The sequence below is a fragment of the Pseudorhodoplanes sp. genome, assembly GCF_059499825.1.
In genome coordinates this window covers 145,849-168,879 of sequence record NZ_JCABZI010000013.1, presented here as the reverse complement: position 1 = coordinate 168,879, position 23,031 = coordinate 145,849, and the positions used below count along the sequence as shown (strand labels likewise).

The 23,031-nt window shown below is 62.2% G+C and carries 23 protein-coding genes; 15 read left to right on the top strand and 8 right to left on the bottom strand.

The annotated features are described in order from the left end of the window. Positions 1 to 71: 71 nt before the first annotated feature. The 8 genes from AC5I5I_RS19140 to AC5I5I_RS19105 all read left to right on the top strand — a co-directional run bounded on the left by AC5I5I_RS19140 (position 72) and on the right by AC5I5I_RS19105 (position 6,951). Positions 72 to 866 carry an SDR family NAD(P)-dependent oxidoreductase gene (locus AC5I5I_RS19140; protein ID WP_495975586.1) on the top strand — a complete coding sequence of 265 codons (795 nt, stop codon included), beginning with the start codon at positions 72 to 74 and terminating at the stop codon, positions 864 to 866. A 12-nt stretch (positions 867 to 878) separates the two neighbouring features. Next, on the top strand, positions 879 to 1,859 hold the full coding sequence (locus AC5I5I_RS19135; protein ID WP_495975584.1) for an isopenicillin N synthase family dioxygenase: 981 nt from the start codon (positions 879 to 881) through the stop codon (positions 1,857 to 1,859). 21 nt (positions 1,860 to 1,880) lie between these two features. Further along, positions 1,881 to 3,050, top strand: a complete 1,170-nt coding sequence (locus AC5I5I_RS19130) for an ABC transporter substrate-binding protein (RefSeq protein ID WP_495975582.1) — start codon at positions 1,881 to 1,883, stop codon at positions 3,048 to 3,050. Between the two features lie 105 nt (positions 3,051 to 3,155). Then, positions 3,156 to 4,028, top strand: coding sequence for a branched-chain amino acid ABC transporter permease (locus tag AC5I5I_RS19125; RefSeq protein WP_495975580.1), 873 nt, complete (start codon positions 3,156 to 3,158; stop codon positions 4,026 to 4,028). After that, complete coding sequence (locus AC5I5I_RS19120; protein ID WP_495975578.1) at positions 4,025 to 5,062, top strand: branched-chain amino acid ABC transporter permease; 1,038 nt, start codon at positions 4,025 to 4,027, stop codon at positions 5,060 to 5,062. Before AC5I5I_RS19125 ends, AC5I5I_RS19120 begins: the two co-directional genes overlap by 4 nt. Beyond that, positions 5,059 to 5,907 (top strand): ABC transporter ATP-binding protein, encoded by an 849-nt coding sequence (locus AC5I5I_RS19115; RefSeq protein ID WP_495975576.1) that lies wholly within the window; start codon positions 5,059 to 5,061, stop codon positions 5,905 to 5,907. Before AC5I5I_RS19120 ends, AC5I5I_RS19115 begins: the two co-directional genes overlap by 4 nt. Continuing rightward, the gene (locus AC5I5I_RS19110) at positions 5,894 to 6,598 is read left to right on the top strand and encodes an ABC transporter ATP-binding protein (protein WP_495975574.1); all 705 of its coding nucleotides are present in this window, start codon (positions 5,894 to 5,896) and stop codon (positions 6,596 to 6,598) included. The genes AC5I5I_RS19115 and AC5I5I_RS19110 overlap by 14 nt, the downstream gene beginning before the upstream one ends. A 17-nt stretch (positions 6,599 to 6,615) precedes the next feature. Next, positions 6,616 to 6,951 (top strand): Rieske (2Fe-2S) protein, encoded by a 336-nt coding sequence (locus AC5I5I_RS19105; RefSeq protein WP_495975572.1) that lies wholly within the window; start codon positions 6,616 to 6,618, stop codon positions 6,949 to 6,951. Between the two features lie 45 nt (positions 6,952 to 6,996). Here AC5I5I_RS19105 and soxA read toward each other — a convergent pair whose 3' ends face one another. The 7 genes from soxA to AC5I5I_RS19070 are packed head-to-tail and all read right to left on the bottom strand — an operon-like array spanning position 6,997 to position 12,996. After that, positions 6,997 to 7,797: a sulfur oxidation c-type cytochrome SoxA gene (gene soxA, locus AC5I5I_RS19100; protein ID WP_495975570.1), complete on the bottom strand. Its 801-nt coding sequence runs from the start codon at positions 7,795 to 7,797 to the stop codon at positions 6,997 to 6,999. Next, positions 7,794 to 8,123: a thiosulfate oxidation carrier complex protein SoxZ gene (soxZ, locus tag AC5I5I_RS19095; RefSeq protein ID WP_495975568.1), complete on the bottom strand. Its 330-nt coding sequence runs from the start codon at positions 8,121 to 8,123 to the stop codon at positions 7,794 to 7,796. The genes soxA and soxZ overlap by 4 nt, the downstream gene beginning before the upstream one ends. Then, complete coding sequence (locus AC5I5I_RS19090; protein WP_495975566.1) at positions 8,123 to 8,587, bottom strand: SoxY-related AACIE arm protein; 465 nt, start codon at positions 8,585 to 8,587, stop codon at positions 8,123 to 8,125. The genes soxZ and AC5I5I_RS19090 overlap by 1 nt, the downstream gene beginning before the upstream one ends. Continuing rightward, the gene (soxX, locus tag AC5I5I_RS19085) at positions 8,584 to 9,072 is read right to left on the bottom strand and encodes a sulfur oxidation c-type cytochrome SoxX (protein WP_495975564.1); all 489 of its coding nucleotides are present in this window, start codon (positions 9,070 to 9,072) and stop codon (positions 8,584 to 8,586) included. The genes AC5I5I_RS19090 and soxX overlap by 4 nt, the downstream gene beginning before the upstream one ends. After that, positions 9,069 to 10,337, bottom strand: a complete 1,269-nt coding sequence (locus tag AC5I5I_RS19080; RefSeq protein ID WP_495975562.1) for an FCSD flavin-binding domain-containing protein — start codon at positions 10,335 to 10,337, stop codon at positions 9,069 to 9,071. Before AC5I5I_RS19080 ends, soxX begins: the two co-directional genes overlap by 4 nt. Further along, on the bottom strand, positions 10,334 to 12,526 hold the full coding sequence (locus tag AC5I5I_RS19075; protein WP_495975818.1) for a xanthine dehydrogenase family protein molybdopterin-binding subunit: 2,193 nt from the start codon (positions 12,524 to 12,526) through the stop codon (positions 10,334 to 10,336). The genes AC5I5I_RS19080 and AC5I5I_RS19075 overlap by 4 nt, the downstream gene beginning before the upstream one ends. A 17-nt stretch (positions 12,527 to 12,543) precedes the next feature. Then, positions 12,544 to 12,996, bottom strand: coding sequence for a (2Fe-2S)-binding protein (locus AC5I5I_RS19070; RefSeq protein ID WP_495975560.1), 453 nt, complete (start codon positions 12,994 to 12,996; stop codon positions 12,544 to 12,546). Between AC5I5I_RS19070 and AC5I5I_RS19065 the strand changes: the two genes are divergently transcribed. The 4 genes from AC5I5I_RS19065 to AC5I5I_RS19050 are packed head-to-tail and all read left to right on the top strand — an operon-like array spanning position 12,980 to position 19,267. Continuing rightward, positions 12,980 to 14,539, top strand: coding sequence for an NAD(P)/FAD-dependent oxidoreductase (locus tag AC5I5I_RS19065; RefSeq protein WP_495975816.1), 1,560 nt, complete (start codon positions 12,980 to 12,982; stop codon positions 14,537 to 14,539). The genes AC5I5I_RS19070 and AC5I5I_RS19065 overlap by 17 nt on opposite strands. An 8-nt stretch (positions 14,540 to 14,547) precedes the next feature. Beyond that, a complete protein-coding gene (locus tag AC5I5I_RS19060) occupies positions 14,548 to 16,647 on the top strand; it encodes a hydantoinase/oxoprolinase family protein (RefSeq protein ID WP_495975558.1) in 2,100 nt (699 codons plus the stop codon). After that, a complete protein-coding gene (locus AC5I5I_RS19055) occupies positions 16,644 to 18,284 on the top strand; it encodes a hydantoinase B/oxoprolinase family protein (RefSeq protein WP_495975557.1) in 1,641 nt (546 codons plus the stop codon). The genes AC5I5I_RS19060 and AC5I5I_RS19055 overlap by 4 nt, the downstream gene beginning before the upstream one ends. Positions 18,285 to 18,289: 5 nt before the next feature. After that, entirely contained in the window at positions 18,290 to 19,267 is a 978-nt protein-coding gene (locus tag AC5I5I_RS19050) for a Bug family tripartite tricarboxylate transporter substrate binding protein (protein ID WP_495975555.1), read from the top strand. Between the two features lie 332 nt (positions 19,268 to 19,599). On the opposite strand, the gene AC5I5I_RS19045 is transcribed toward AC5I5I_RS19050, so the two are convergent. Then, positions 19,600 to 19,971 carry a hypothetical protein gene (locus AC5I5I_RS19045; protein WP_495975553.1) on the bottom strand — a complete coding sequence of 124 codons (372 nt, stop codon included), beginning with the start codon at positions 19,969 to 19,971 and terminating at the stop codon, positions 19,600 to 19,602. A gap of 104 nt (positions 19,972 to 20,075) precedes the next feature. Here AC5I5I_RS19045 and AC5I5I_RS19040 point away from each other — a divergent pair, with 104 nt between their 5' ends. From AC5I5I_RS19040 to AC5I5I_RS19030, 3 genes are all read left to right on the top strand, one after another. After that, positions 20,076 to 21,245 carry an XRE family transcriptional regulator gene (locus AC5I5I_RS19040; protein ID WP_495975551.1) on the top strand — a complete coding sequence of 390 codons (1,170 nt, stop codon included), beginning with the start codon at positions 20,076 to 20,078 and terminating at the stop codon, positions 21,243 to 21,245. Further along, on the top strand, positions 21,242 to 21,676 hold the full coding sequence (locus AC5I5I_RS19035; protein WP_495975549.1) for a hypothetical protein: 435 nt from the start codon (positions 21,242 to 21,244) through the stop codon (positions 21,674 to 21,676). The genes AC5I5I_RS19040 and AC5I5I_RS19035 overlap by 4 nt, the downstream gene beginning before the upstream one ends. 258 nt (positions 21,677 to 21,934) lie before the next feature. After that, positions 21,935 to 23,014 carry a patatin-like phospholipase family protein gene (locus AC5I5I_RS19030; protein ID WP_495975547.1) on the top strand — a complete coding sequence of 360 codons (1,080 nt, stop codon included), beginning with the start codon at positions 21,935 to 21,937 and terminating at the stop codon, positions 23,012 to 23,014. The last annotated feature ends 17 nt before the right edge of the window (positions 23,015 to 23,031 follow it).

Below are 23,031 nucleotides of genomic sequence, written 5' to 3'. Positions count from 1 at the left end.
GCTAAAACGCCTATCGTAGCGCAGCAATTCGCCCCATACGGGTGGCATGGGAGTTGCAAACCTTCCTGCCGATGAACGTTCACCAAAGTCCCGTCGGGATCCACAACAGCAAGAGCCTCGCAGGCGCGGTCGCAATTGTGACCGGCGGTGCCGCAGGCATTGGCCATGCTGTGGCGACAGACCTCGCCTCCCGTGGCGCCGCCGTGGTTATTGCCGACCAAAGCAACGCGCAGTCCGGCGCGCAGACGATCATCGACAACGGTTATCGCGCCATCGGCGTCGAGGCTGACGTGTCGGTCGAAGCCGACAACCTCGCGATGGTGTCGGCCGCGGAAGATGCGTTCGGTCGCGTGGATATCCTAGTCAATAACGCCGCCATATTCTCGTCGCTGCGTCCGAAGCATTTTGAACAGATCGACATCGCGGAATTTCGCCGCGTGATGGATGTGAACGTGCTTGGGCTGTTTCTGTGCTGCAAGGCGGTCACGCCTGCCTTCGCAAAACAAGGCGCGGGGCGCATCATCAACATCTCGTCGGGTGTGGCCTTCAAGGGCAATCCGCTGATGGCGCATTATGTCGCAAGCAAAGGCGCCGTAGTGTCACTGACCCGCGCACTCGCCACGGAGCTCGGCCCGCGTGGCGTGCTCGTCAACAGCGTCGCGCCCGGTTTCACGCTGAGCGACAACGTCGAGCGCAATGCCGAACTCGTTGCCGGCGCGAAGGAGCCCTCGTTGCGGGGCCGCGTACTCGCCCGCTCCATGATGCCCGCCGACGTTGTCGGGGCGGTTGCCTTCTTCGCCAGCCCCGATGCCGCATTCATCACCGGTCAGACCCTGGTGGTCGATGGCGGCGCCTATTTCCATTGAACGGAGTTGCGGATGCCGATCACCATTCCCGTCATCGACCTTGAGCCGGCACTGAAAGGCTCAGATGCCGACAAGCGCGACGTGGCCGCGCAGATCGACCGCACCTGCACCGAGATCGGTTTTTTCACAATCAAGGGCCACGGCGTTCCGCTGGCGATGATCAACAACCTCCGTGACAAGGCGAACACGTTCTTCGCGCAGCCGCTCGAAGAAAAGCTCAAGGCCGCGCATCAGGATATCAAGGTGCCGCGCGGCTATCGCGCGCTCGGCATCGAAGCGCTCTCGGCCGGCAACGCCACCGAAACTCCGGCCGACCTGAAGGAGTATTACCATCTCGGCCGCGAACGCTGGCCGGACGAACCCTATTACACGCAGGGCGGGGGGCCGCGTTACTTCATCCCCAATCACTGGCCGGAATTCCCGGCAGGTTTCGCGCAAGCCGCGGAGACCTATTACCTGGCGTTGGAGAAGTTGTCCGAGAAGATGATGGAGCTGACCGCTCTGGCGCTGGGTCTTCCCGAGCACTTTTTCCAGGACAAGATCGACAAACATATCACCGCGATACGCCTCAATTATTATCCCGAACAGACCACGCCACCAAAGCCGGGTCAGTTGCGCGCGGGCGATCACACCGATTACGGGCTTCTGACCATTCTGAACGGTGAGAACGTCCCCGGCGGATTGCAGGTGCAGACCCGCGCCGGCGAATGGATCGACGTCGAGACCGATCAGGATACGTTCGTCGTCAATATCGGCGATCTGCTGATGCGCTGGACCAACGACCGCTGGGTGTCGAACGTGCATCGCGTCGTCAATCCGCCCGACAGCGCCGCCGCGCGCAGCAAGCGGCTGTCGATCGCCTTCTTCCATCACCCGAACTACGACGCCCTGATCGAGTGCATCGCGCCGCCCGGCAAAGCGAAATACCCGCCGGTTCTGTCCGGTGAATACCGTGACCTGAAGTACCAGCAGACCCGGCTGAAATCAGCCTGACCTCAAACAAGGAGTAGACGCATGCAGAATATACGGTGGGCAGCAACAGCGTTGGCTGCGGTCATGGCCGCAGCCGGGTTGACGTCTGGCGCGGCGCAAGCGCAGGAGGCTATCAAGATCGGAATGACGCAGCCGCTGACTGGTCCGGTGGCGGCGTCCGGTAATTATGTCGCCAATGGCGCCAAGATCGCGGTCGACGTCATCAATGCGAAGGGCGGCGTCCTCGGCAAGAAGCTCGAACTCGTTCTTGAGGACAATAAGTCGAACCCGAAGGAGGCCGTCAACGCGGTCGAGAAGCTGATCCTGCGCGACAAGGTGCCGTTGCTGATCGGGGCGTGGAGCTCGACCTATACCCTCGCGATCATGCCGAAGCTGATCGAATACAAGGTGCCGCTGATCGTCGAAACCTCGTCATCGGGCAAGATCACCACCTCGGGCAATCCCTGGGTGTTCCGCATCAGCCCGACCTCGGAAATGGAAGCCAAGGCATTTTTGGCCAAACTCGACAGTTTCCAGCCGGCCATCAAGAAGATCGATTTTCTCTCGGTCAACAATGACTGGGGCCGGGGCGCGGCAGAAGAATTCAGCAAATACCTGAAGTCGAAAGGCGTCGAGGTCGGCTCGATCCAGTACATGACGCCGGATGCCACCGATCTGTCGGCTCAGTTGACCGCTCTCAAGCAGTCGGGCGGCGATACCCTGTTCCTGACTACCGGCGTCGAGCAGATGACGCTGGCACTGAAGCAGGCCAACGAACTGAAGCTGTCTCACCGGATCATCTCCACCGGCGGCTCCTTCCCGGATCAGCTGATCGCACAGCCCGGTCCGAAGAGCATGGAGAGCTTCCACATCCTGTTCTTCTCTCCCTGGTATCCGGAGAAGTCAAAGTATCCGGACATCGCCAAGGTCTATGTCGATGAATGGACCAAGCGCAAATACGACTTCCCCGGCCTGACCGAAGGCTTCCGCGGCTATGATGCCGTACTGACCGCGGTCGAGGCGATCAAGATCGCCGGCAAGGCCGATTCGGAAGCTTTGCGCGAGGCGCTGTGGAAGACCAAGCTGCCGGCGGTGAATGGCGACATCGCCTTCACCAAGCAGGGTCCAGCTGGCCAGGAAAGCGGACAGAATGAGCCCAACATCTATGTCGTGCGGCTCAACGAGGGCAAGGTGACCATGCCGCTGCCCTGATCTCAGGGGCGACATCCGCTTTTCTGAATACCGCAACGAACCGTCCGGGCTCTATCGGCCCGGACGGGATGTGAACGAACCTGAAACTCTGCCGGGACGGGACGCGTGGATCAATTCCTTCAGCATGTCATGAATGCCGTCATGCTCGGTAGCACCTATGCGCTGCTTGGCATCGGGTTGACGCTGATTTTCGGCATCATGCGTATCGTTAACTTCACGCATGGCGAGTTTTATGCGCTCGGCGCCTATATGGCGTATCTGTTCGTGGTCCAGCTCGGCATCAATTTCTTCGCCGCCATCCTGCTCGCAACCGCGGTTGGGATCGTGGTCGGCGCCGCGCTGGAATTCTTCATCCTGCGCCGTTTGAAAACCACCGATATCGATTCGGTCATGCTGCTGATGATCGGCCTGTGGATCGCCATGCAGAACACCGAGCAGTTGATCTGGGGCGGAGTGGCAAAACTCATCCCCTCGCCTTTCTCTCAGCAGCCGCTGGTGTTCGGCCCGGTCTCGGTGTCGCCCCTGAAGGTTTTTGTCCTGATCACAGCGGTGTTCCTGCTGATCGGCTTTCACTTTCTGATCAATCACACCCGCCTCGGCCTCGCCATGCGCTCCACCTTTCAGGATCGCGACGTCGCGGCGCTGATGGGCGTCAATGTCGGCACGATCTATCTGGCGACATTCGCACTCGGTTCCGGTCTTGCAGCGGTCGCCGGCGCCCTGCTCGGCCCGATCTTTCTGGTCAATCCGACCATGGGCGACCTTGCCAGCCTGAAGGCCTTTGCGATCGTCATCCTAGGCGGGCTTGGCAGCACGGTCGGCGCGACCATCGGCGGCTTCGCGCTGGCGCTGGTCGAGGAGTTCGGCGCAGGCTACCTGTCCGCCGATTTCCGTGACGCCTACAGCTTCCTGGTGATTGTTGCGGTCCTGATCCTGAGACCGCAAGGTCTGTTCGTCATGAAGGAGCGGGTGGGATGACCCGGCTCTTCCTCGGTCTTCTCGTCGTACTTGTTTTCGTCACGCTGCCGTTCTGGATGAGCGATCCGTATATTCTGGGATTGCTGATCCTCACCGGCATTTTCATCATCGCGGCGATCAGCCTCAATCTTCTGCTCGGCTATACCGGACAGCTCAGCCTCGGCCACGTCGCCTTCTTCGGCATCGGCGCCTATACCAGCGCGCTTCTGTCGCGCGGCTTCGACGTCGATCTCGGCTTTGGCATCATGCTCGATGTCACCGCCAAGCCAGTCTGGCTGTCGTTCCTGGCTGGCATCCTGATGGCCGCCCTGTTCGGATGGCTGGTGGGACGGCTGGCGTTCCGCGTGCGCGGGGCGTATTTCGTCATTCTCACCATCAGCTTCGCGCAGGTGATGCGGCTGATCGCTTTGAACTGGGTCGATCTGACCGAAGGCCCGATGGCGATCAACAATATTCCGTCCTTCACACTCTGGCTGCCCGGGCTTGGCGTCACCACCCTGACCACCAAGGCGCAGAACTACTGGCTGGTGCTGGCCGTGGCCGTGATCGCCTTCATCCTGGTCGCGCATATCGTGAATTCGCGCTTCGGCCGCGCGCTGATCGCGCTGCGGGAGAATGAAGGGCTGGCGCGCTCGGTCGGCATCCCGGTAACCCATTATCTGGTACTGGTGACGATCGTCTCCGCAGGCATCGCGGGTGCTTCGGGCGGCCTGTACACGCATTACGTCCGCATCGTCGATCCCGACGTGTTCATGTTCATCTACACCGTCACCATGATCATCATGGTGGTGACCGGCGGCAAGGGCACGCTCACCGGTCCGGTTATCGGCGGCCTCATCTTCGGGCTGATGCCGGAGTTGCTGCGCGATTACGCAGGGCCGGAGGTGCAATGGATCATCTACGGCGTGGCAATCGTACTAATTGTGTTCTTCCTGCCGCTTGGCATCGTTCCCACAATTGCTAAAGCCTGGCACCGCCTCGTCAGCCTTTGCATCCGTCTCGTTCCCGAACGCCTGCGGACCCGACTGTCATGACGATCGCCGTGGATTCCGTTATCGTACCTGAAGACAGCACCGCCGCGGTTTCGGCCGAAGCCTCGCCGATTTCGCTCGCGATCGAGGGCCTCGCGGTCCGCATCGGTGGACTGGTGATCCTGGAGCGGATGAATCTTTCGGTGCCGAAGGGCAAGATCGTCAGCCTCATCGGCCCCAACGGCGCGGGGAAGACGACCGCCTTCAACATCATCACCGGCTATATGAAGCCGAGCGCAGGCACGATCCGGTTCGAGGGACGCTCTCTCCTCGATATGACGCCGGATGCCATCGCCGCGCTTGGCCTGGTTCGCACGTTCCAGCGAACCAGTATTTTTGCCGGCTGCAGCGTCACCGACAATATCCTGACCGCCATGCATCTGCGCGGCCGCGCCGGATTGCTCAGCGCCATCTTCCGAACGCCCTCGATGCTGCGGGAAGAGGTGAGCCTGCGAGCGCAGGTCCAAGAAATCCTGCATTTTGTCGGGCTGCATGGGCGCGCTGGCGAGAATGCCGGCAGTCTCGCCTATGGCGAGCAGAGGCTTCTCGGACTCGCAATCGCACTTGCGGCACGGCCGAAGTTGCTGCTGCTGGACGAGCCTGCGGCCGGCCTCAATCCGTCCGAGACCGAACGCTTCAAGGAACTGGTCCGCCGCATTCGCGACGATGGCGTGACCGTGCTTCTGGTCGAGCACGACATGCACATGGTCATGAGCATCTCCGATACTGTGTTTGTGCTCAATCAGGGCCGCATCATCGCATCCGGACCGCCGGCCAGTATTCAGAACAATCCGGATGTCATCACGGCGTATCTGGGAACGGGATTGAAGAAGCGTGCTAAAGCTTGAAGAAGTCACAGTCCGCTACGGCGCCGTCACAGCGCTGCGCGACGTCTCGATCACGGTCGAGGAAGGCGAATTGGTGACGCTGATCGGCGCCAACGGCGCCGGCAAGACTACGACGCTGAAGGCAATCAGCGGGATGCTCCCGCTCTCGGGCGGGAGGATTACATTCGAGGGCCGCAAGATCGATGGGGCCAGTCCACGACAGATCCTGGCGCTCGGCATCGCGCATTGTCCGGAGGGCCGGCGGGTCTTCCCGCAGTTGACCGTGCGCGAGAATTTGGAGATGGGCGCATTCCTGCGATACGATCACGCCGCGGTCCGTTCCGACATGGAGCGGATCTTCGTCCGGCTTCCACGATTGCGCGAACGGGTCGCACAAGTGGCCGGCACATTGTCCGGCGGCGAACAACAGATGCTCGCGATCGCACGATCGCTGATGTCGCGTCCGCGCATGATCCTGCTGGATGAGCCATCGCTCGGTCTCGCACCGAACATCACCGAAATCATCTTCGAGATCATCGACGACATCCGCCGCGACGGCGCGACCGTGCTGATGGTCGAGCAGAATGCGCTAGCCGCCCTCGATATGTGCGATCGATCCTACCTTCTGGAAACGGGCCGCGTCGTGCAGTTCGGCACCGGAGAGCAGATGCTCGGCGACGCTCACGTGCGTCGCGCCTATCTCGGCGGCTGAAGGCCGTCCGCAGCGGCATGTCAGCGCGCTGGGTTCATGCCTGTGGCCTCGATGCTTTCGACAAGAGGCAGATCGTGACCGCCATAATGGACGGACGGCAGTTCATCCTGATCCAGGACCAAGGCCGCTTTTTTGCTGCGGAGCGCGCCTGCCCCCACGAGGGCGCCGACCTGGCTCTTGGCCGCTGTTCGCATGCCAGGCTTCATTGTCCGCGTCACCAGGCATCGTTCGACCTCACTGACGGCTCGGTGTCGCCAGGATGGTCGTTTCCGGCTCTGCGCGTTTTCGACGTTCGCAGGATAGGCGCCGAGCTCTGGGTCAATCTCAACCACCGGGAAGACCGCGGCAACTAACGGCTCTGTCCGGGTCACCGGCGATACCGGCCGTCATGCGCCGCCTCACGGCCGCACCCCCGGACTTTCCATCGTCATGCCGCGGGCGCGCCACATCAGGAACAGCTCGAGTTCGACATATTCTATCGCGCCAAGCGCGTAAGGCTCCGCTCGCACGCCGGTCATGCAATTGCGCAATCGCCGCTGCAGCGAGCCGACGCTCTGCCATTCCAACCGATAGATCGGATAGCCGGTCGGATGAGCTTGCGGAATCAGATTGCCGGCAAGGCTCTTGCCCCAATTGTCGTCATGGCATTGTGCGCAGGACAGGTTCAATTGCCCGATCCGTTGATTGAACAGCGCCCGCCCCCGCTCGCGGAAAGGCTCAATCCGAGCGTCCTCCGACGGAGCCACCGGCTCACCGCGCGACTGCAATGCGATAAAGGCGGTCAGCGCCAGCAATTCCGCGCTTTCAAAGCGGAACGGCGCCGCCTTCTGATCGCGCTCCCGCGAGAGGTTGATGCGCTGCTCGAGATTGACGGCGCGTGCCACCGTCTCATCGTAAGCAGGATAGCGCGCGGCGACACCCTTCATGCTGCTGCGCGCATCGCCATGACAATCGGCGCAGGACTTGCCCGATGCGCCGGCCTTCGCGTTCCACAATGCTTCGCCATCCAGAACCGACAACATGGCCGGATTGGATGTATCGTCATCCTGCATCGCCTTGGTGTCGCGACTCATGTCGTCGTAGCTGGAGCGGCGCTGATCCAGCGGAATTTCCGCGCGAGCGGCGACCAAAGCAGTCGCGGCAAGACCCAACAGTGCGGCGCCCAGCACGGCGATGCGCAAGGCCCCGGCTACCTTCATTCGACTGAGATCTTCGCGGACGCTTCCGCCTCGAAGCCGTTGTCGCCGGTCCATTTAAAGGCGATGGTGCCGCTCTCGGTCGCAACCGTATGGAAGGTGAGAAACGGATTGGCGGCAATGGCCGGATACAGCGTGGCGTTGAAAATCTCCTCGCCATTATAAGTGCAAACCATCGACGTGATGATGTTGCGAGGGATCGGCTTGCCGGTATTGTCGATGCGGAAGCCGTTCTCCATCACGTGTGAGATCAGTGTCCGTATCAGGATCGTGTCGCCGCGCTTAGCCTTCGGCGGCACGTTGATGAGAGTGCGTGCGGGAGCGGCCATCAGATGGGATCCTCCAGACAGGCGCTGAGTGTGAGAATGACATCCGCCTTGTCCGACCAGAACGATCCGTCCGCCATCTGACAGATCGCCACGACCTGCTGGGTGTCGGCGAGCCGGATGCGGGTCGAGATCTCGGCCTTTCCGGCGCGCGCGCCGAGCCGAATACCGATCACGTTCGGCAGTGGATTTTTTTCGGTGAAAACATGAATCGCGGTGACATGATCCTGTTCCGTCATCGGACTGTCGACCGCCACCGTCACCGCGACCGCATTGCCGTTCTCAACCAGCGGCGGGATGCTGAGCTTGACCTTACCAGCCGTGACCGGCTTGCCGCCAGTGACCTGTTTGATCGCAGCCGCCATGCTGTCCGGCGTCGCACCGGCCGGGCGCACGATCAGCAGCGCCGCGGTTCCAGCCAGGAAAAGGCGCCGCGTCGTGACGGGAGACAGGGGATTGTCGATCATCGTGCGTCCTTGATTCGATCCTTTGGCCGATCGTTGGGTTGGTCCTTCAATGTGATCAGAAACGCCACCACGTCCTCAACTTCCTGAGCGCTCAGGATCGGGCTGCCGCGCAGGTTTTTCGCGACACGGGTTAGTCCATCGACCCGATAAAACGACGGCATGATCGTAGCCTCATTGAGGCGCGTGGCATCGACCATGCGAAGTCGCAATTCTCCCTCGGTCCAGCGCGAACCGGTACCTGTGAGATCGGGCGAAAGATTGCCCTGGAACCGCTGGTCGGGGAACGGGCCGGCATGGCAGAGCAGACACGTGGTCTCGCGCTTGACCACCAGCGCGCGGCCGTTCGTCGGGTCGCCCGGCTTCCCGGTCAGCGATTTCGGTATCGCACCTTCGATCACCTTGAAAGAAACCAGCGTCTCCTGCGCAAGCGTGGAGCCGGACATTACCGCAACGACGGCAAAACCAAGGAAGCTGCGCCGCATCATCCGAAGGTCTCGCTGGTGATGCGATGGAACCAGTTGTTTGCCTCCTTCGCTTCTTCGGCCCGCACTGCGCGAGAGGCGCCAGTGGAACTGACGACCACAGGCTCGGCCTCGACATATTGACCGTCGTCCGGGCGATAAGTCCCGCGTTGCGAAATCGCGTAATCCGGCGCGACCAAGCTGAAGCACGAACTTCTCAACGTTGGCGTCGCCGGTTGCCGGTCGGCAAGCAGGACGGAGATAGCCGCCGCACATATCGCCCCTTGGGATTGGGCGGCCGACGCCGAGCGCGGCATCGCTCCGGCAATGGCCGCATCCCCGATCACATGCACATTCTTTTGCAGCTTCGACTCGAAGGTCAAAGGATCGACCGGGCACCAGCCGGTCCGGTCGGCAACGCCGGCGAGCCCGGCCGCTTTTCCGGCCGTCTGCGGCGGGATGATATTCACCACCCCGCCGGTGTATTTGTCGAAGTCCGTCATCACCGTCATGGTGGCGACGTCCACGGCCTTCGGCGCACCGCCATCCGACAAACCGACCCACTCGATCAGGCCGGGATAGAGCTCCTGCCACGCGGCCTCGAACAGCTTCTGCATGGTGAAGCTGTCCTTCGCGTCCAGAACGATAACCTTCGATCGCGGTTTTGCCGTCTTCAGATAATGAGCGATGAGGCTCGCGCGCTCGTAAGGTGCCGGCGGGCAGCGTGCGGGGTTGACCGGCACGGTGATGATAACCGCCTTGCCGTCATCTAGCGCTTCAAGCTGCCGGCGCAGCACCTCGATCTCGCCGCCGCTGGTGAAAGCCGGCGGCATCTTGGCCATAGCCGCCCGATCATATCCGTCGAGGACATCGTCCTGAAACGCGATACCGGGAGACACCACGAGGCGATCGAACGGCAGGGTCTGGCCGTCAGCGAGCGTCACGGTCCGTTTGGCATGGTCGACCCCCGTCAGGGGCGACAGCACGACATCGATACCCAGCGCCTTGACGCTATCGTAGCCGAATTGCTGGCTCCGGATGCTGGTCAGGCCACCCAGCACGGCATTGCTGTGCGGTGGCGCGGTGTAAACCGGATTGGTCTCTACCAGTGTGATAGTAACATTCGGTCTGACCTTGCGCAGAGCCCGCGCGCAATTGACGCCGCCGAACCCTCCGCCCACGATCACCACACGCGCGCTGCCCTGCGCGATCAGGGGCTTCGGAAACGCGGCAGCCGCGGCACCAGCCGCGGCTGCCTTGATCACATATCTACGGTCGACTCGGATCACGATATCTGCAGATTATGGTTCTTCAGCGGGAACGACCGATAACGGTTCCCTGTCGCCGCGAAGATCGCGTTGAGCACCGCGGGTGCCGCCACGAAAATCGTCGGTTCGCCGACACCACCCCAGAAATCGTTGGTCGGGATGATGATCGACTCGACATGCGGCATCTCGGCCATGCGGATCGAGCCATAGGTGTCGAAGTTGGTCTCGACCACAGCACCGTCCTTGATGGTGATGCCGCCGTGGAACAAGGCCGACAACCCGTACACGAACGAACCGGCGATCTGCCGCTCGATCTGCGCCGGATTGACCGCGTGCCCCGGATTGGTCGCCGCGACGATGCGGTGCATCTTGATGTTGTTGTCCTTCACCGATACTTCGGCCGCCGCCGCGACATAGCTGCCATAGCCCATATGCTGGCAGATGCCGCGGAAGATGCCGGCTGGCGCCGGCTTGTCCCAGCCGACCTTCTCCGCGACCGCATTCAGAACCGCCAGATGCTTCGGATGCTTGCTCATCATCTTGCGGCGGAAAGCGAGCGGATCCTGCCCGGCCGCATGCGCCAGTTCATCGATGAAGCATTCGAGATAGATCGCATTCTGGTTGTTGTTCACGCCGCGCCAGAACCATGGCGGAACATGCGGATTTCGCATCGAATAGTCGATCAGCACGTTCGGAATGTCATAGCCGAACTGCCCTTCCGCGCCGCCGGCATTCAGCCCTTGGAACGCGATTGGGTCGGAACCGCCTTGCATCGCCTCCGGACGCGCATAGGCAAGGATCGACTGGCCAGAGAGCCGCATATGCAGACCGACCAGGTTGTTGTCCTTGTCGAGCGCGCCGGTGAGCTTGCACTGCGTCACCGGGTGATAGACGCCGTTGGTCATGTCCTCTTCGCGGGACTTGATCATCTTGATCGGGACGCCCGGCATCTGCTTGGCGATGTTGATCGCCTCCGTGACGTATTCGCTGCGCGTGCGCCGGCCGAAGCCGGTGCCGAGCATCAGCCGATGCACCACGCACTTGTCGGCCGGCAGACCCGAGGCCGCGATGGTAGCCGCCAGCGCAGCCTCACCATTCTGCGACGAGGTCCACACCTCGCACTTCTCCGGCGTGTAGAGCACCGTGGCATTCATCGGCTCGAGGCAGACGTGGTTCTGGTACGGATAGGAGTACACTGCTTCGATCTTCTTCGCCGCACCACCGAGCGCGGCCTGGACGTCGCCTGCCTTGTTGCCGACGAACTTCGTATCGGCGGTCAGGCCCTCTTCCAGCCACTTGGCGATCGATTCAGATGAGACATTGGCATTGGGGCCCTTGTCCCATTCGATCGGAAGCGCCTCGAGTGCGGTCTTGGCCTGCCACCAGGTATCGGCAATGACCGCGACCGCCTTGTCGTCGACCTGAACGACCTTCTTGACGCCCTTCATGCCGGCGACTTTGGACGCGTCGAAGCTTTTCACCTTGCCGCCGAAGACAGGGCAATCCTTGATCGCGGCGTTCAGCATGCCCGGCATGGTGAAGTCGATCGAATACACCATCTTGCCGTCGACCTTGTCGCGCGTATCGAGCCGCTTCAGCGGCTTGCCGGCGATCTTCCAGTCTTTCGGATCTTTCAGTGCCGGCTTTTCCGGCACCGGCAGCTTGGCCGCGGCCTCGACCAGCTTGCCATAGCTGAGCTTGCGACCCGACGGACCATGCGTCACGACCGAATTGGCCGCGCTGCATTCTGCAACCGGCACCTTCCACTCATTGGCCGCCGCCTGCACCAGCATCATGCGGGCGGCCGCACCGCCCTCACGCACATATTGATGCGACTCACGGATCGCGCGGCTACCGCTGGAGTTGAAATTGCCCCAGGCGCGCTTGCGCTTCACGTTGTCCATGGGCGTCGGGTATTCGGTCGTGACCTTCGACCAGTCCGCGTCCAGTTCCTCGGCGATCAGCTGCGCCAGGCCGGTCTGCGAACCCTGCCCCATTTCGGCACGCACGACGCGGATCGCAACCGTGTCGTCGGGCTTGATCGCAACCCAGATGCCGAGTTCGTTTGGCGTCAGGTTTTCGCCAAAGCCCTGCGCCGGTCCAGCCTGGGCCAGCGCGGCGCGGCCGAACGGCAGATCGAAGCCGAGCGCCATGCCGCCGGCGGCGGCCGTTCCGATGACGAAGGCGCGGCGATTCATTTTCGGGACCATGTTCATGCGGACCTCCCTCATGCCTTCGCCGCGGCATGGATCGCCGCACGGATCTGCTGGAAGGTGCCGCACCGGCAGATATTGGTCATCTCGCGATCGATATCTTCGTCGGTCGGCTTCGGATTGTTCTTGAGCAGTTCCACCGCGGCCATGATCTGACCGGACTGGCAATAGCCGCATTGCGGCACATCGTGGTCGAGCCAGGCTTGCTGCACTTTGTGCAGCGCATCATTCTTGGCCAGGCCTTCGATCGTGGTGATGGACTTGCCTTCGGCATCTCCGACCTGAAGGCTGCAGGACCGCACCGCGCCCATGCCTTCGATCTGGACCGTACAAGCGCCGCATTGTGCGATGCCGCAACCGTATTTCGTGCCGTTCAGGCCTACATTTTCGCGGATGACCCACAACAGCGGGGTCGTTGGGTCGACATCGATATTATGCGTCTGCCCATTGATGGTCAGTCGAGGCATCAACTCCTCCAAATTTTTATGTCGCGCGGCTTACGGACACGCTGTGGCGAGTATAGCCAGTTTTGACTCGATCAAAAGAGTGATGGGGCGGGATAGAAAGTTTTTGATCGCAAGGAATAATCGAAGAATAGCCAAAACTGGATCGCGTCATCTGTCTCGCGGCGATGTCTATCCGCAGCAAAGCTTAGACCTGTTGGCACTGGCGTTCGGCGGGGCAACGCGTGACGACAATTTCACCGTCGCATTGCAGCCACAAATGCTGCAACGCGGCCGGTGTTCTGCTAACCAGCGAGCCATGCATCTCGCAGTCATCGGAAATGGTATCGTCGGTACCGCGTGCGGCGCATTCCTGCAGCGTGACGGGCGCCGGATCACCTTCATCGACCCTATCGAACCGGGCGAAGCCACCTCGTTCGGCAATGCCGGGTCGCTGTCACCATCTGCCTGCCTGCCGGTCGGCATGCCAGGGATGTGGAAGAAGGTCCCCGGCTGGCTGCTCGATCCGCTCGGGCCGCTCACCATCAAATGGTCCTATACACCCCTCGTGACTCCGTGGCTCATCCGCTTCATGCGTCACACAAGCCCGGCGGAGGTGACGCGGATTGCGACCGCTTTGCGCGGCCTGCTGGCGCCGATCTTCGAATGCTACGAACCCTTGCTGCAGCGCGCAAATGCCACCGGCCTCGTCCGCCACAGCGGCTGTCTCTACGTCTATTCGAGCAAGGACATCGCCCGCCAGTGGCAATGGGGCATGGACCTTCGCAGGAAACTCGGTGTCGAGCTGCAGGATGTGGCTCAGGACGAGTTGGAAGAACTTGAGCCGGACCTGAAGGGACGCTTCCGCTTCGGCATCCTGGCGCCGCAGAATGGTTCGACCCTCGATCCCGAGGCGCTGACCAAGGCGCTGTTCGCGCAATGCGTCAAGGACGGCGCGAGCGTGAAGCGTCAGCGCGTGACTGAACTGCAGCGCAGCCGCGATCGCCTCACCGGCATTACCCTCGAGGACGGGGAAACGGTCGATTGCGACGGCGTGGTGATCGCAGGAGGCGCATGGTCGCGCGCGCTCGCGGCGCAGCTTGGCGCGCAGATCCCGCTGGAAACACAGCGCGGCTATCATGTCACCGTGCGTAGCAACAATCTGAAGCTTCGGCACACCGTCATGGCAGTCGAGCATAACATGATGGTCAACCCGATGCGCATGGGACTGCGGCTCGCGGGCTCGGTTGAATTTGCTGGCTTAAAGGCGCCGCCGAATTACGCGCGCGCCGACGCCCTGCTCGACAGGGGTCGCGAGATGTTTCCGCATCTCGACGTAAGCGACACCAGTCAATGGATGGGCCACCGTCCCTGCCTGCCGGACAGTCTGCCAGTGATCGATCGCGTTCCCGGCCTGCAGAACGCGTGGTTCGCGTTCGGCCATGGCCATATCGGCATGTGCGGCGCACCGACCACGGGCCGCGAGATTGCCAACCTCGTCGCCGGCCGGACACCCGAAATCGATCTGACACCATTCGCTGCTGATCGTTTCGGCTCTGCCCGGTAATGCACCTGATGCCCCATCCCTTGATCTCACACGCGGACGATCCCTCACCGGGCGAGGCGTCCACAGGATGGGACATCGCGATCGATGTCGGCGGCACCTTCGTCGATATCGTTGCGCGCCCGCTTGCGGGTGGCCGCTGGCGCACAGGCAAGCATCTGCGAAGCGGCTTGGATACCGCTGACGCCATCTCGGCAGCGGTTTTGAGTTTTTTGCAGAAGGAAGAGATCGACCACAGCGACGTCGTCCACTTGCGTCACGGCACCACGATCGCCACCAACGCGCTGCTCGAATTGCGCGAGCCGCCGGTCGTGCTGATCACCACCTCCGGCTTCGCCGACGTCCTTACGCTCGGACGGCAGCACCGGCGCGATCTCCGGAAATCGTTTCCACAGCCGCCGGTCCCTCCGCATATCTGCCTAGGCGATCATCGGTTCGAACTGTCGGAGCGCGTCGACGCACACGGCAACGTGGTGACGGCACTCGACGCGTCCGCACTTGAAAACATGATCGACCGGGTCGCCGCAATCCACGGCCCGCATCAGACGCCACCGCCCGTCGCGGTGTGCCTCCTGTTCGCGCCGCTCAATCCGGTTCACGAATGCGCGGTCGCATCGGCGCTTCGCGCGCGATGGCCGGAAATTCATCTTTCGTTGTCTCACGAGGTCGATCCACGATTGCGCGAGTTCGAACGCACGCTCACCACGGTCCTCGACGCCTATGTCCGTCCCTCGGTATCGGACTATCTCCGACGCCTTGAACGATCGCTCCGCTCGCAGAGCCTGCCGGCTCCGTGGATCATGCGTTCGGTGGGCGGTCTTGCGCCATCGTCCAGTTGCGTTGCCGCTCCGTTGACACTCGCAATGTCGGGCCCCGCCGCCGCCGCAAACGCCGTCCGCGATGCAGCGGCGCGCCACTTCGCGACCACGGCCATCGGCATTGATGTCGGGGGCACCAGTACGGATATCTGTCTGATTGCAGATGGCGAAGTGCTCACATCCAGCACGCTCACACTCGGCGAACTCGATATCCGCGTTCCGTCCGCCGATATCGCTTCGGTCGCGATCGGCGGCGGCTCGATCCTCAGGATGGTGGGCGGATTGCTTCGCGTTGGGCCGCATTCGGCCGGAAGCAATCCCGGACCCGCATGTTTCGGCCGCGGCGGCACTTTACCCACGCTCACTGACGCCGCCTTGATGGCCGGGCTCCTCCCCGAACGTCTTGGCGCCGAACTCGCGCTCGATCGCAGCGCCGCGATGCTGGCATTGATGTCTGCGTTCGGAATTGATGCAGACGACGTCGCCGCGGCTGCCTTCGGCGCGGTCAAGGTGGCCGAAGCCCTGATCGCTGAAGCCGTTCGCCGCAAGGCGTTTTCGCGCGGGGTCGATCCACGAAGCGCGATGCTGGTCGCAGCCGGAGGCGGCGGCGCCCTGCACGCGGCCGAAATCGCCGACCGCATTGGATGCCGCAAAGTGATCGTGCCGCCGGCCGCGGGCGTTCTGGCGGCAACGGGACTCATGCAGGTTGGATTTTGCGAGCAGACCGAGCGGCCGGTGGAGATGCCGCTGACGAACGAGGCAGTTGTCGGCCTTGCAAAGCTGGCAGCGGACAATTGCGCAGAATTGCTCAAGACGGTGACGGCATGGTCCCACAGCACGAGCTGCGTAACGGTCCGGCACGAACTGGAGATCAGCTATCACGGCCAGGGCCATTCACTCGCAATTCCGTTCGCGCCGGATACGGACGATGCGGCGGCGCTGGCGGCACGCTTCGATGCTCTGCATGAGCGTGTGCGCGGCCATGCCTTCGAGACCAGACGGCGCATTCTGGCGTTGCGCAGCATCGCAACATCCGCCGTCAACGACCCCGCGACGACGATACGTGCCGACCATGCCGGGATCCCGGCCGATCCCATGCCGCACCGGATTGTCGCGACGGAGCCGCCATTACGCTGCCCGGTCTTTTCCCGCGCCTTCCTCTCGGCCGCCACACTCCTCAACGGTCCGGCCCTGATCGACGCCGTCGACACCACGATCTGGCTGCCACCGGGATGGCGCTGCGAGGTGGCGCCGGACGGAACTCTGCGGCTCACGGCGGGGGGACAGGCATGACCGCCGCACGTGAATCGCTGCGCGAGGCCGCGGCGCACGAAATCTTCCGTATAGCGCTGGAGGGCCTGGCCGATCGCATGCAGGATTCGCTGTTGCGCGCGGCCTGCTCTGTGGTGGCCCGCGAGGGCATGGACTGCGCGGCGGCCTTGTTCCTGCCGGACGGTCGCGTGCTGGCGCAGGCGAGTTCGCTGCCGTTGCTGCTGGGCGGCATGATCCCGGCGGTGCGCGGCATTCTCGATCGTTTTCCAGCAACGTCGATGCAGGACGGCGACGGATACCTGCAGAATGATCCGTGGTCCGGCGGCACCCATCTGCCCGACATTATTATCGTGCGCCCGGTGCGCGCCGATGGCCGGACCGTGGCGCTGGCGGCGACCATCCTGCATCATCAGGATGTCGGCGGGCTGGCCGCTGGATCGGTGCCGCCCGACGCCCGCGACATCTTCCAGGAAGGCTTGCGGATCCCGCCGGTGCAATGGCGCCGCGCCGGCACGGAAGATGCTGGAATCGCAGCCATTCTGGCTGCCAACAGCCGCGCCCCAGACCTGCTGAACGGCGACCTTGGAGCGCAATGGGCCGCGGTGTCGCTGGGCGCGCGCGAGGTCGGCGAGCTGGTTCTATCGATGGGCATACCGGCATTCGAGCGGGCGCGCGACGCGCTGATCGACCATGCCCGCCAGATGACGCAAGATGCGCTCGGCGGCCTGCATGACGGCGTCGCGATCGCCGAGGATGCACTCGACGGCGACGGCCTGAGCGACACGCCCGTCCCGCTGCGCGTGACCTTGCGCAAGAGCGGCGGCGCCCTAAAGCCCCATCTGGAGATCGATTTCGAAGGCTCCGCGCCGCAAACCCAGGGCCCGGTCAATGCCGCGCCGTCCGGGCTGCTCGCCGCCACCTTCGCGGTGCTGCGGCATCTGGCGCCGGACGCGCCGGCCAATCACGGCATGCTGGCGCCGGTCACGCTGAAACTGCCCGACGGCAGCGTGGTCAATCCGCGCTTCCCCGCCGCGGTCAATGCACGCACAGCGACTGTGAAACTCGCCTGCAACGCCATGCTCTCTGCGCTCTCACGGCTGGGCGAACCGGAAGACGCCGTGGCCTCCAATGGCGGCGTGGCCGTGGTGCTCTCCGCCGGCGGCCAGGACGATGCCGGCCGCAACTGGTTCTTCACCGAAATCATCGCCAGCGGCTCCGGCGGCGGACCGGCGGGACCGGGCGTCGCCGGCATCTCCACCGATGTCAGCAATGCGCGCAATGTGCCGGTGGAAATGCTGGAGATCGCTGCGCCAATCCGGGTCGAGACCACGATGCGACGGCGCGGATCGGGCGGCGCGGGCCTGCATCAAGGCGGCGATGGCGTGCGTCGCGTCTACCGGCTGCTGGAAGGCTCTGCGACGGTGTCCTATCGCGGCGAGCGGCATCATCGCGGCGCCTCCGGCGCCCAGGGCGGCGGCGATGGCGCGCCGTCCGCAGCCTTCATCGAGCGTCATAATGGCACTGTCGAAACGCTTGCCTCCAAGGCCCGCTTTGTCTGGAATGCCGGCGACCGGCTCATCATCGAAACGGCGGGCGGCGGCGGTTGGCGCGCTATCTCATCGCCCACCGCGCCCTCGCCCATCCCGAACCAGGAGTAAGACACATGCTGACCCGTCGCGACGCATTGGGAGCCGGTTTGATCGGCTTGGCGCTGGCGATCTCAGGACCCGCGCAGGCGCAATCCTGGCCGTCGCAGAATATCCGGCTGGTGGTGCCTTTCCCGCCGGGGGGGAGCACCGACGTACTGGCGCGCCGGCTGGCAGAAGGGCTGCGCGAACGCCTCGGCCAGACCGTGATCGTGGAGAATCGCGGCGGCGCCGGCGGCACCATCGGCTCGGAATTCGTCGCGAAATCGGCCCCCGACGGCTACACCCTGCTGATGGGAGTCACCGGATCGCACGGCGTCGCGCCGAGCCTCTATCCCAATCTCGGCTACCAGCCGCTGCGCGACTTCGCGCCGATCTCGCTGCTCGTGTCGGCGCCGCTGGTGCTGGTGGTGAACCCCGAGGTCCCGGCCAGGACGCTGCAGGACTTCATCGCGCTGGCCAAGAAGGAGCCGGACACGCTGACCTACGGCACGCCCGGCAACGGCACCTCGATGCATCTCACCGGCGTGACCTTCGACCTGCAGGCCGGCACCAAGCTCATCCATGTGCCCTATAAGGGATCCGCCGGCGCGCTGACCGACCTGTTGAGCGGGCAGATCAAGAGCATGTTCGGCGACCTTCTGGTTGTTCTGCCGCAGATCCGCGCCGGCAAGATCAACGCGCTCGCCGTCACCTCGAAGGATCGCAACCCGCTACTGCCGGACGTGCCCACCATGGCCGAAGCCGGACTGCCGGGCTTCGAGGTGCTGTCCTGGCAGGGCCTGTTCGCACCCGCCGGCACGCCGCCGGCAGTGGTCGAGCGTCTGAGCAAGGAGGTGCGCGCGGTGATGGAAAGCAAGGACGTGAAGGACTTCTTCGCCGCGCAGGGCTTCCTGGTCGGCGCCACCACGCCGGCCGAATTCACCGCCTTTGTCGGCTCCGAGGTCAAGCGCTGGGGCGAAATCGTCAAGGCCGGCAACGTCAAGCCGAACTAGGCATCACTCGCAGCCCGCGTCGAACCCCGGCGCGGGCCGTTGAGGTTAGCGGACATGTCCCGGACCGGCCGCGATGACCGGCCGATCATTTTGATCGCGACTTGCTCCGGCGCTTTCCGGCCCGAGCATCTGCGATGGTCTGCAATGGTCTGGGATGACGTGTGCGCGGCCCGGACGGCCAGACGGCGACTGCCGCGTTGCAGCGACATCGACACGATTGTTCCAGATTTTTGGAAAGTGCCTTCAGAGCTCGGCGCGGCCCGAGCCTGCTGGATACCTCGGCCTAATTGCCCTACCGTCGCCTGTTAGATGAAGCTTTCCGCTCTACACATTCAGGGTTGCAACGCCGACCTCAGGTCTGATTGAATGCCGGATAAAGTGAATCGGGCTAGCCCCTCAAGTGCGAGTCCAATCAACACGTAATAGCCCACCGACGCGAAGATAAAAAACCACTCTTCGGATTGAGACAGGGTTCGCCCTGCATCAAGCGAAGCCCAGACTAGCAAAATCCAATTCACCACAGCGCCCGCAGCGGTGAACCAAAGGAATGGCCAAAGTAATTTCTCCAACTTTTCTGTCTCGTTGTGCAGACGCAGTTTCAGCGAAGAGTAGGTGAAAACTTTCTCTCGCGCTGCAGTAGTAGCGACACCTTGCGAGGCACTAAGCGCGCCATCGATCTGCTTGCGCATATTATGTACGCGCATGTCTACGGGTATTCGAAACACAGAGAGGCCGGCTCCGATTCCGAAACCCAACTGCAGAAGACTAGAGAATTCACCGAGTGTAGCCACTACCGCCCCCTGAAAGTATGACCTTAAAGCATCTGAAAACCCTTCGCGAACAACGACACTTCCTTCTTCAGGACGTGGCTGAAAAAGCGATTATTGCACCTTCGAGGTTGAAAGCAATCGAGGAAGGCGATCGCGAGCCATCGTACATTCAAATTGAAAAACTAGCGGCCGTTCTCGGAGTTACTCCTTACGTTCTCGCATCAGACACACTTCCTAATCTCCAGCAATCATTGCCGGACTATCGGAAAGCAGAGCCCACGCCCGCTCATCTGAGTCCTGCTGGCGCGCGCAGGGTATGGCAGGCCGAGGCGGTTTCCGATTTTGCGGCGCAGATGGTTTCCACGTTCGGATACCAGCGCCCAAAATGGGCGGACGATGTCCCGAAGGGAGCGGTTGATAGAAAGCTTGCTGTTGCGCTGCGCAGCTATTTCGACAATTGGTGCGCCTCGCGCATAGATGCATTCGAATTGCTTGGGCCAGATGAACATAAAACCCTCCAGTGTTTTCGCATATTTTTGGAGGTGCAAGGTCTCGCGGTAAGCATAAATGATGCGCCCGCAAAGGATTATCTGGGTTTCTACACGAACAGCGACACCAGCGTACCCATCGCGTTTATCAATCGGAATATTCTTTCTAAGAAAGCTCAACTATTTACGGCGGTGCACGAATTTGCGCATCACCTACTCAAAGCAGACGGCATCTCAAATCCTTTTCAAGTGCGCAACGCAGTCGAGCGAACTTGTAATCAGTTCGCAGCCGAATTCCTCGCTCCGACTGAGGCGTTTAATGACTTGATTGAAAGAAAAATTACAGCCGGCATTCGCAGTGACGTTTTTGCACTTGTGGCTGCGGCGTCCTCTATTTCGTTGCTGAGCAAACATGCTGCGGCCATCCGCCTAGTCGAATGCGGTTACCTGACCCAGGCGCAACTTGTTGCTTGGGAAAACGTCTTTAGTAGAAATGCGCGAGAGGAAAAAGATAACGAGGAGAGCGCGGAATTTGGACAGGTGCATGCAAAGCGATTATCTGAAATTGGATATCTACCGACCTATTTAGCTTTGCAGGCCTTTAATGTCGGCGCCATCGACAGCATCGACGTGCGCGATGCAATTTCGCTTCCCGAAAGCCTTCAAGACAGGGCGTTTGCTCTAGTCGAGAGAAGATTTAAGATTGCAGGCGACCGATGAGTTTGCCTGAAGTCGATGGCTGGATAATTGACTTCCGAACCGTGCGCGCGATTTTCGAGTCCGGCAGCAACCAGCGCATCGATCATTGCGTCCAAGGCTGCAAGACCGGAAAGCTGTTCGCGTGCCATGAAGACAGGGATGATATTAAATCACACCCTGCGTTGAAGGCAGTTTTTTTCGATGATCAGATGTGCATCTGCGTTCCCGACGCAGACGTTTTGGCGAGAGCTTGCACTATAGCAAGCTCTGATGTGGCCGCGAAGCGTATGAAAGGGAATGAGGCCGCGGTATTCATTGCGGCGACAGCTGCCTCAAAAAATCTTGGCGTGATATCGGATCACACATCCTTCATTTTTTCCACGGTGAGCGATATTTGCATCTCTATTGGTGTGCCGGTGATGACTGCCGATCAGTATTTTGCGGCTTTGTGAACTCGGTCGCTCCCCATAACAGCGCACCCCCACCACACCCGATCGTGACTATCGCACTGCAATAACTGCCGCTAAGGCTTTGCCGCCCGCGCATCGGCGGGCGAAGAACCGGGCCCCGGCTCGATCCTTGCAAGTTCACCGAACCAATTCAGGCTCCGTCCTGTCGGCGTGACCGCGACGGGGTGCAAACGTACCTTTGACCGGTCTCAAAAACTTCAATGCCGCTTGGCATAAGACTTTCAGGATGCGTGCCCGATCATGACCGACACTCCCGCCACCAACACTCCCGCAGACAACGCCCCCGGCGCGCCGCGCCCGGCCCGCGAAGAGGTGCTGGTCGATCTCGCGCTGCAGGGCGGCGGCTCGCACGGCGCCTTCGCCTGGGGCGTGCTCGACCGGCTGCTGGAAGAGCCATGGCTGAAGATCGAAGGCGTGTCGGGCACATCGGCCGGTGCGATGAACGCCGCCTTGCTGGCCGATGGCTTTGCCGCCGGCGGCGCGGAGGGCGCGCGCAAGGCGCTCGACAATTACTGGCGCAAGGTGTCCGAGGCCGCACGCTTCAGCCCGTTCCAGCGCGGGCCGGTGGACCGGTTGCTGGGCCGCTGGTCGCTCGATCATTCGCCGCTGTTCGTGTTCATGGACATGATGTCGCGACTGTATTCGCCCTATGACCTGAACCCGAGCGGCTTCAACGCGCTGGCGCCGATCCTGGCGGAGCAGATCGATTTCGAGCGGCTGCGCAACTCGCCGATCAAGGTCTTCATCACCGCCACCAATGTGCGCACCGGACGTCCGCGCATCTTCCGCAACGCCGACATCACGCCGGAGGTACTGATGGCGTCGGCCTGCCTGCCGACGCTGTTCCAGGCGGTGGAGATCGACGGCGAGGCCTATTGGGACGGCGGCTATTCCGGCAATCCGACGATGGCGCCGCTGGTCAACGAACTCGTCTCCGACGACACCATCCTGATCCCGATCAATCCGGTGGAGCGGCCGGGCACGCCGAAGACCGCGCATGACATTCTCAACCGCCTCAACGAAGTCTCGTTCAACGCGGTACTGATCAAGGAATTGAAGATGATGGCGCTGTTGCGCCGGGTCGCCAATATCGACACCGGCGAAGGCGCGGCCTGGGGCCGGATGCGCATGCACATGGTCCGCAACCGGATCATGGACAAGCTCGGCGCATCGTCCAAGCTGAATGCCGAATGGGAATTCGTCAGCATGCTGCGCGAAGAGGGCCGCATCGCCGGCGAGGAATTCCTGGCCGCGCATGCGGACGATATCGGCAAGACGTCGACGCTCGACATCGACCGGTTGCTGACGGAGATGCAGTAAGTGGGGACGCGCTAGGT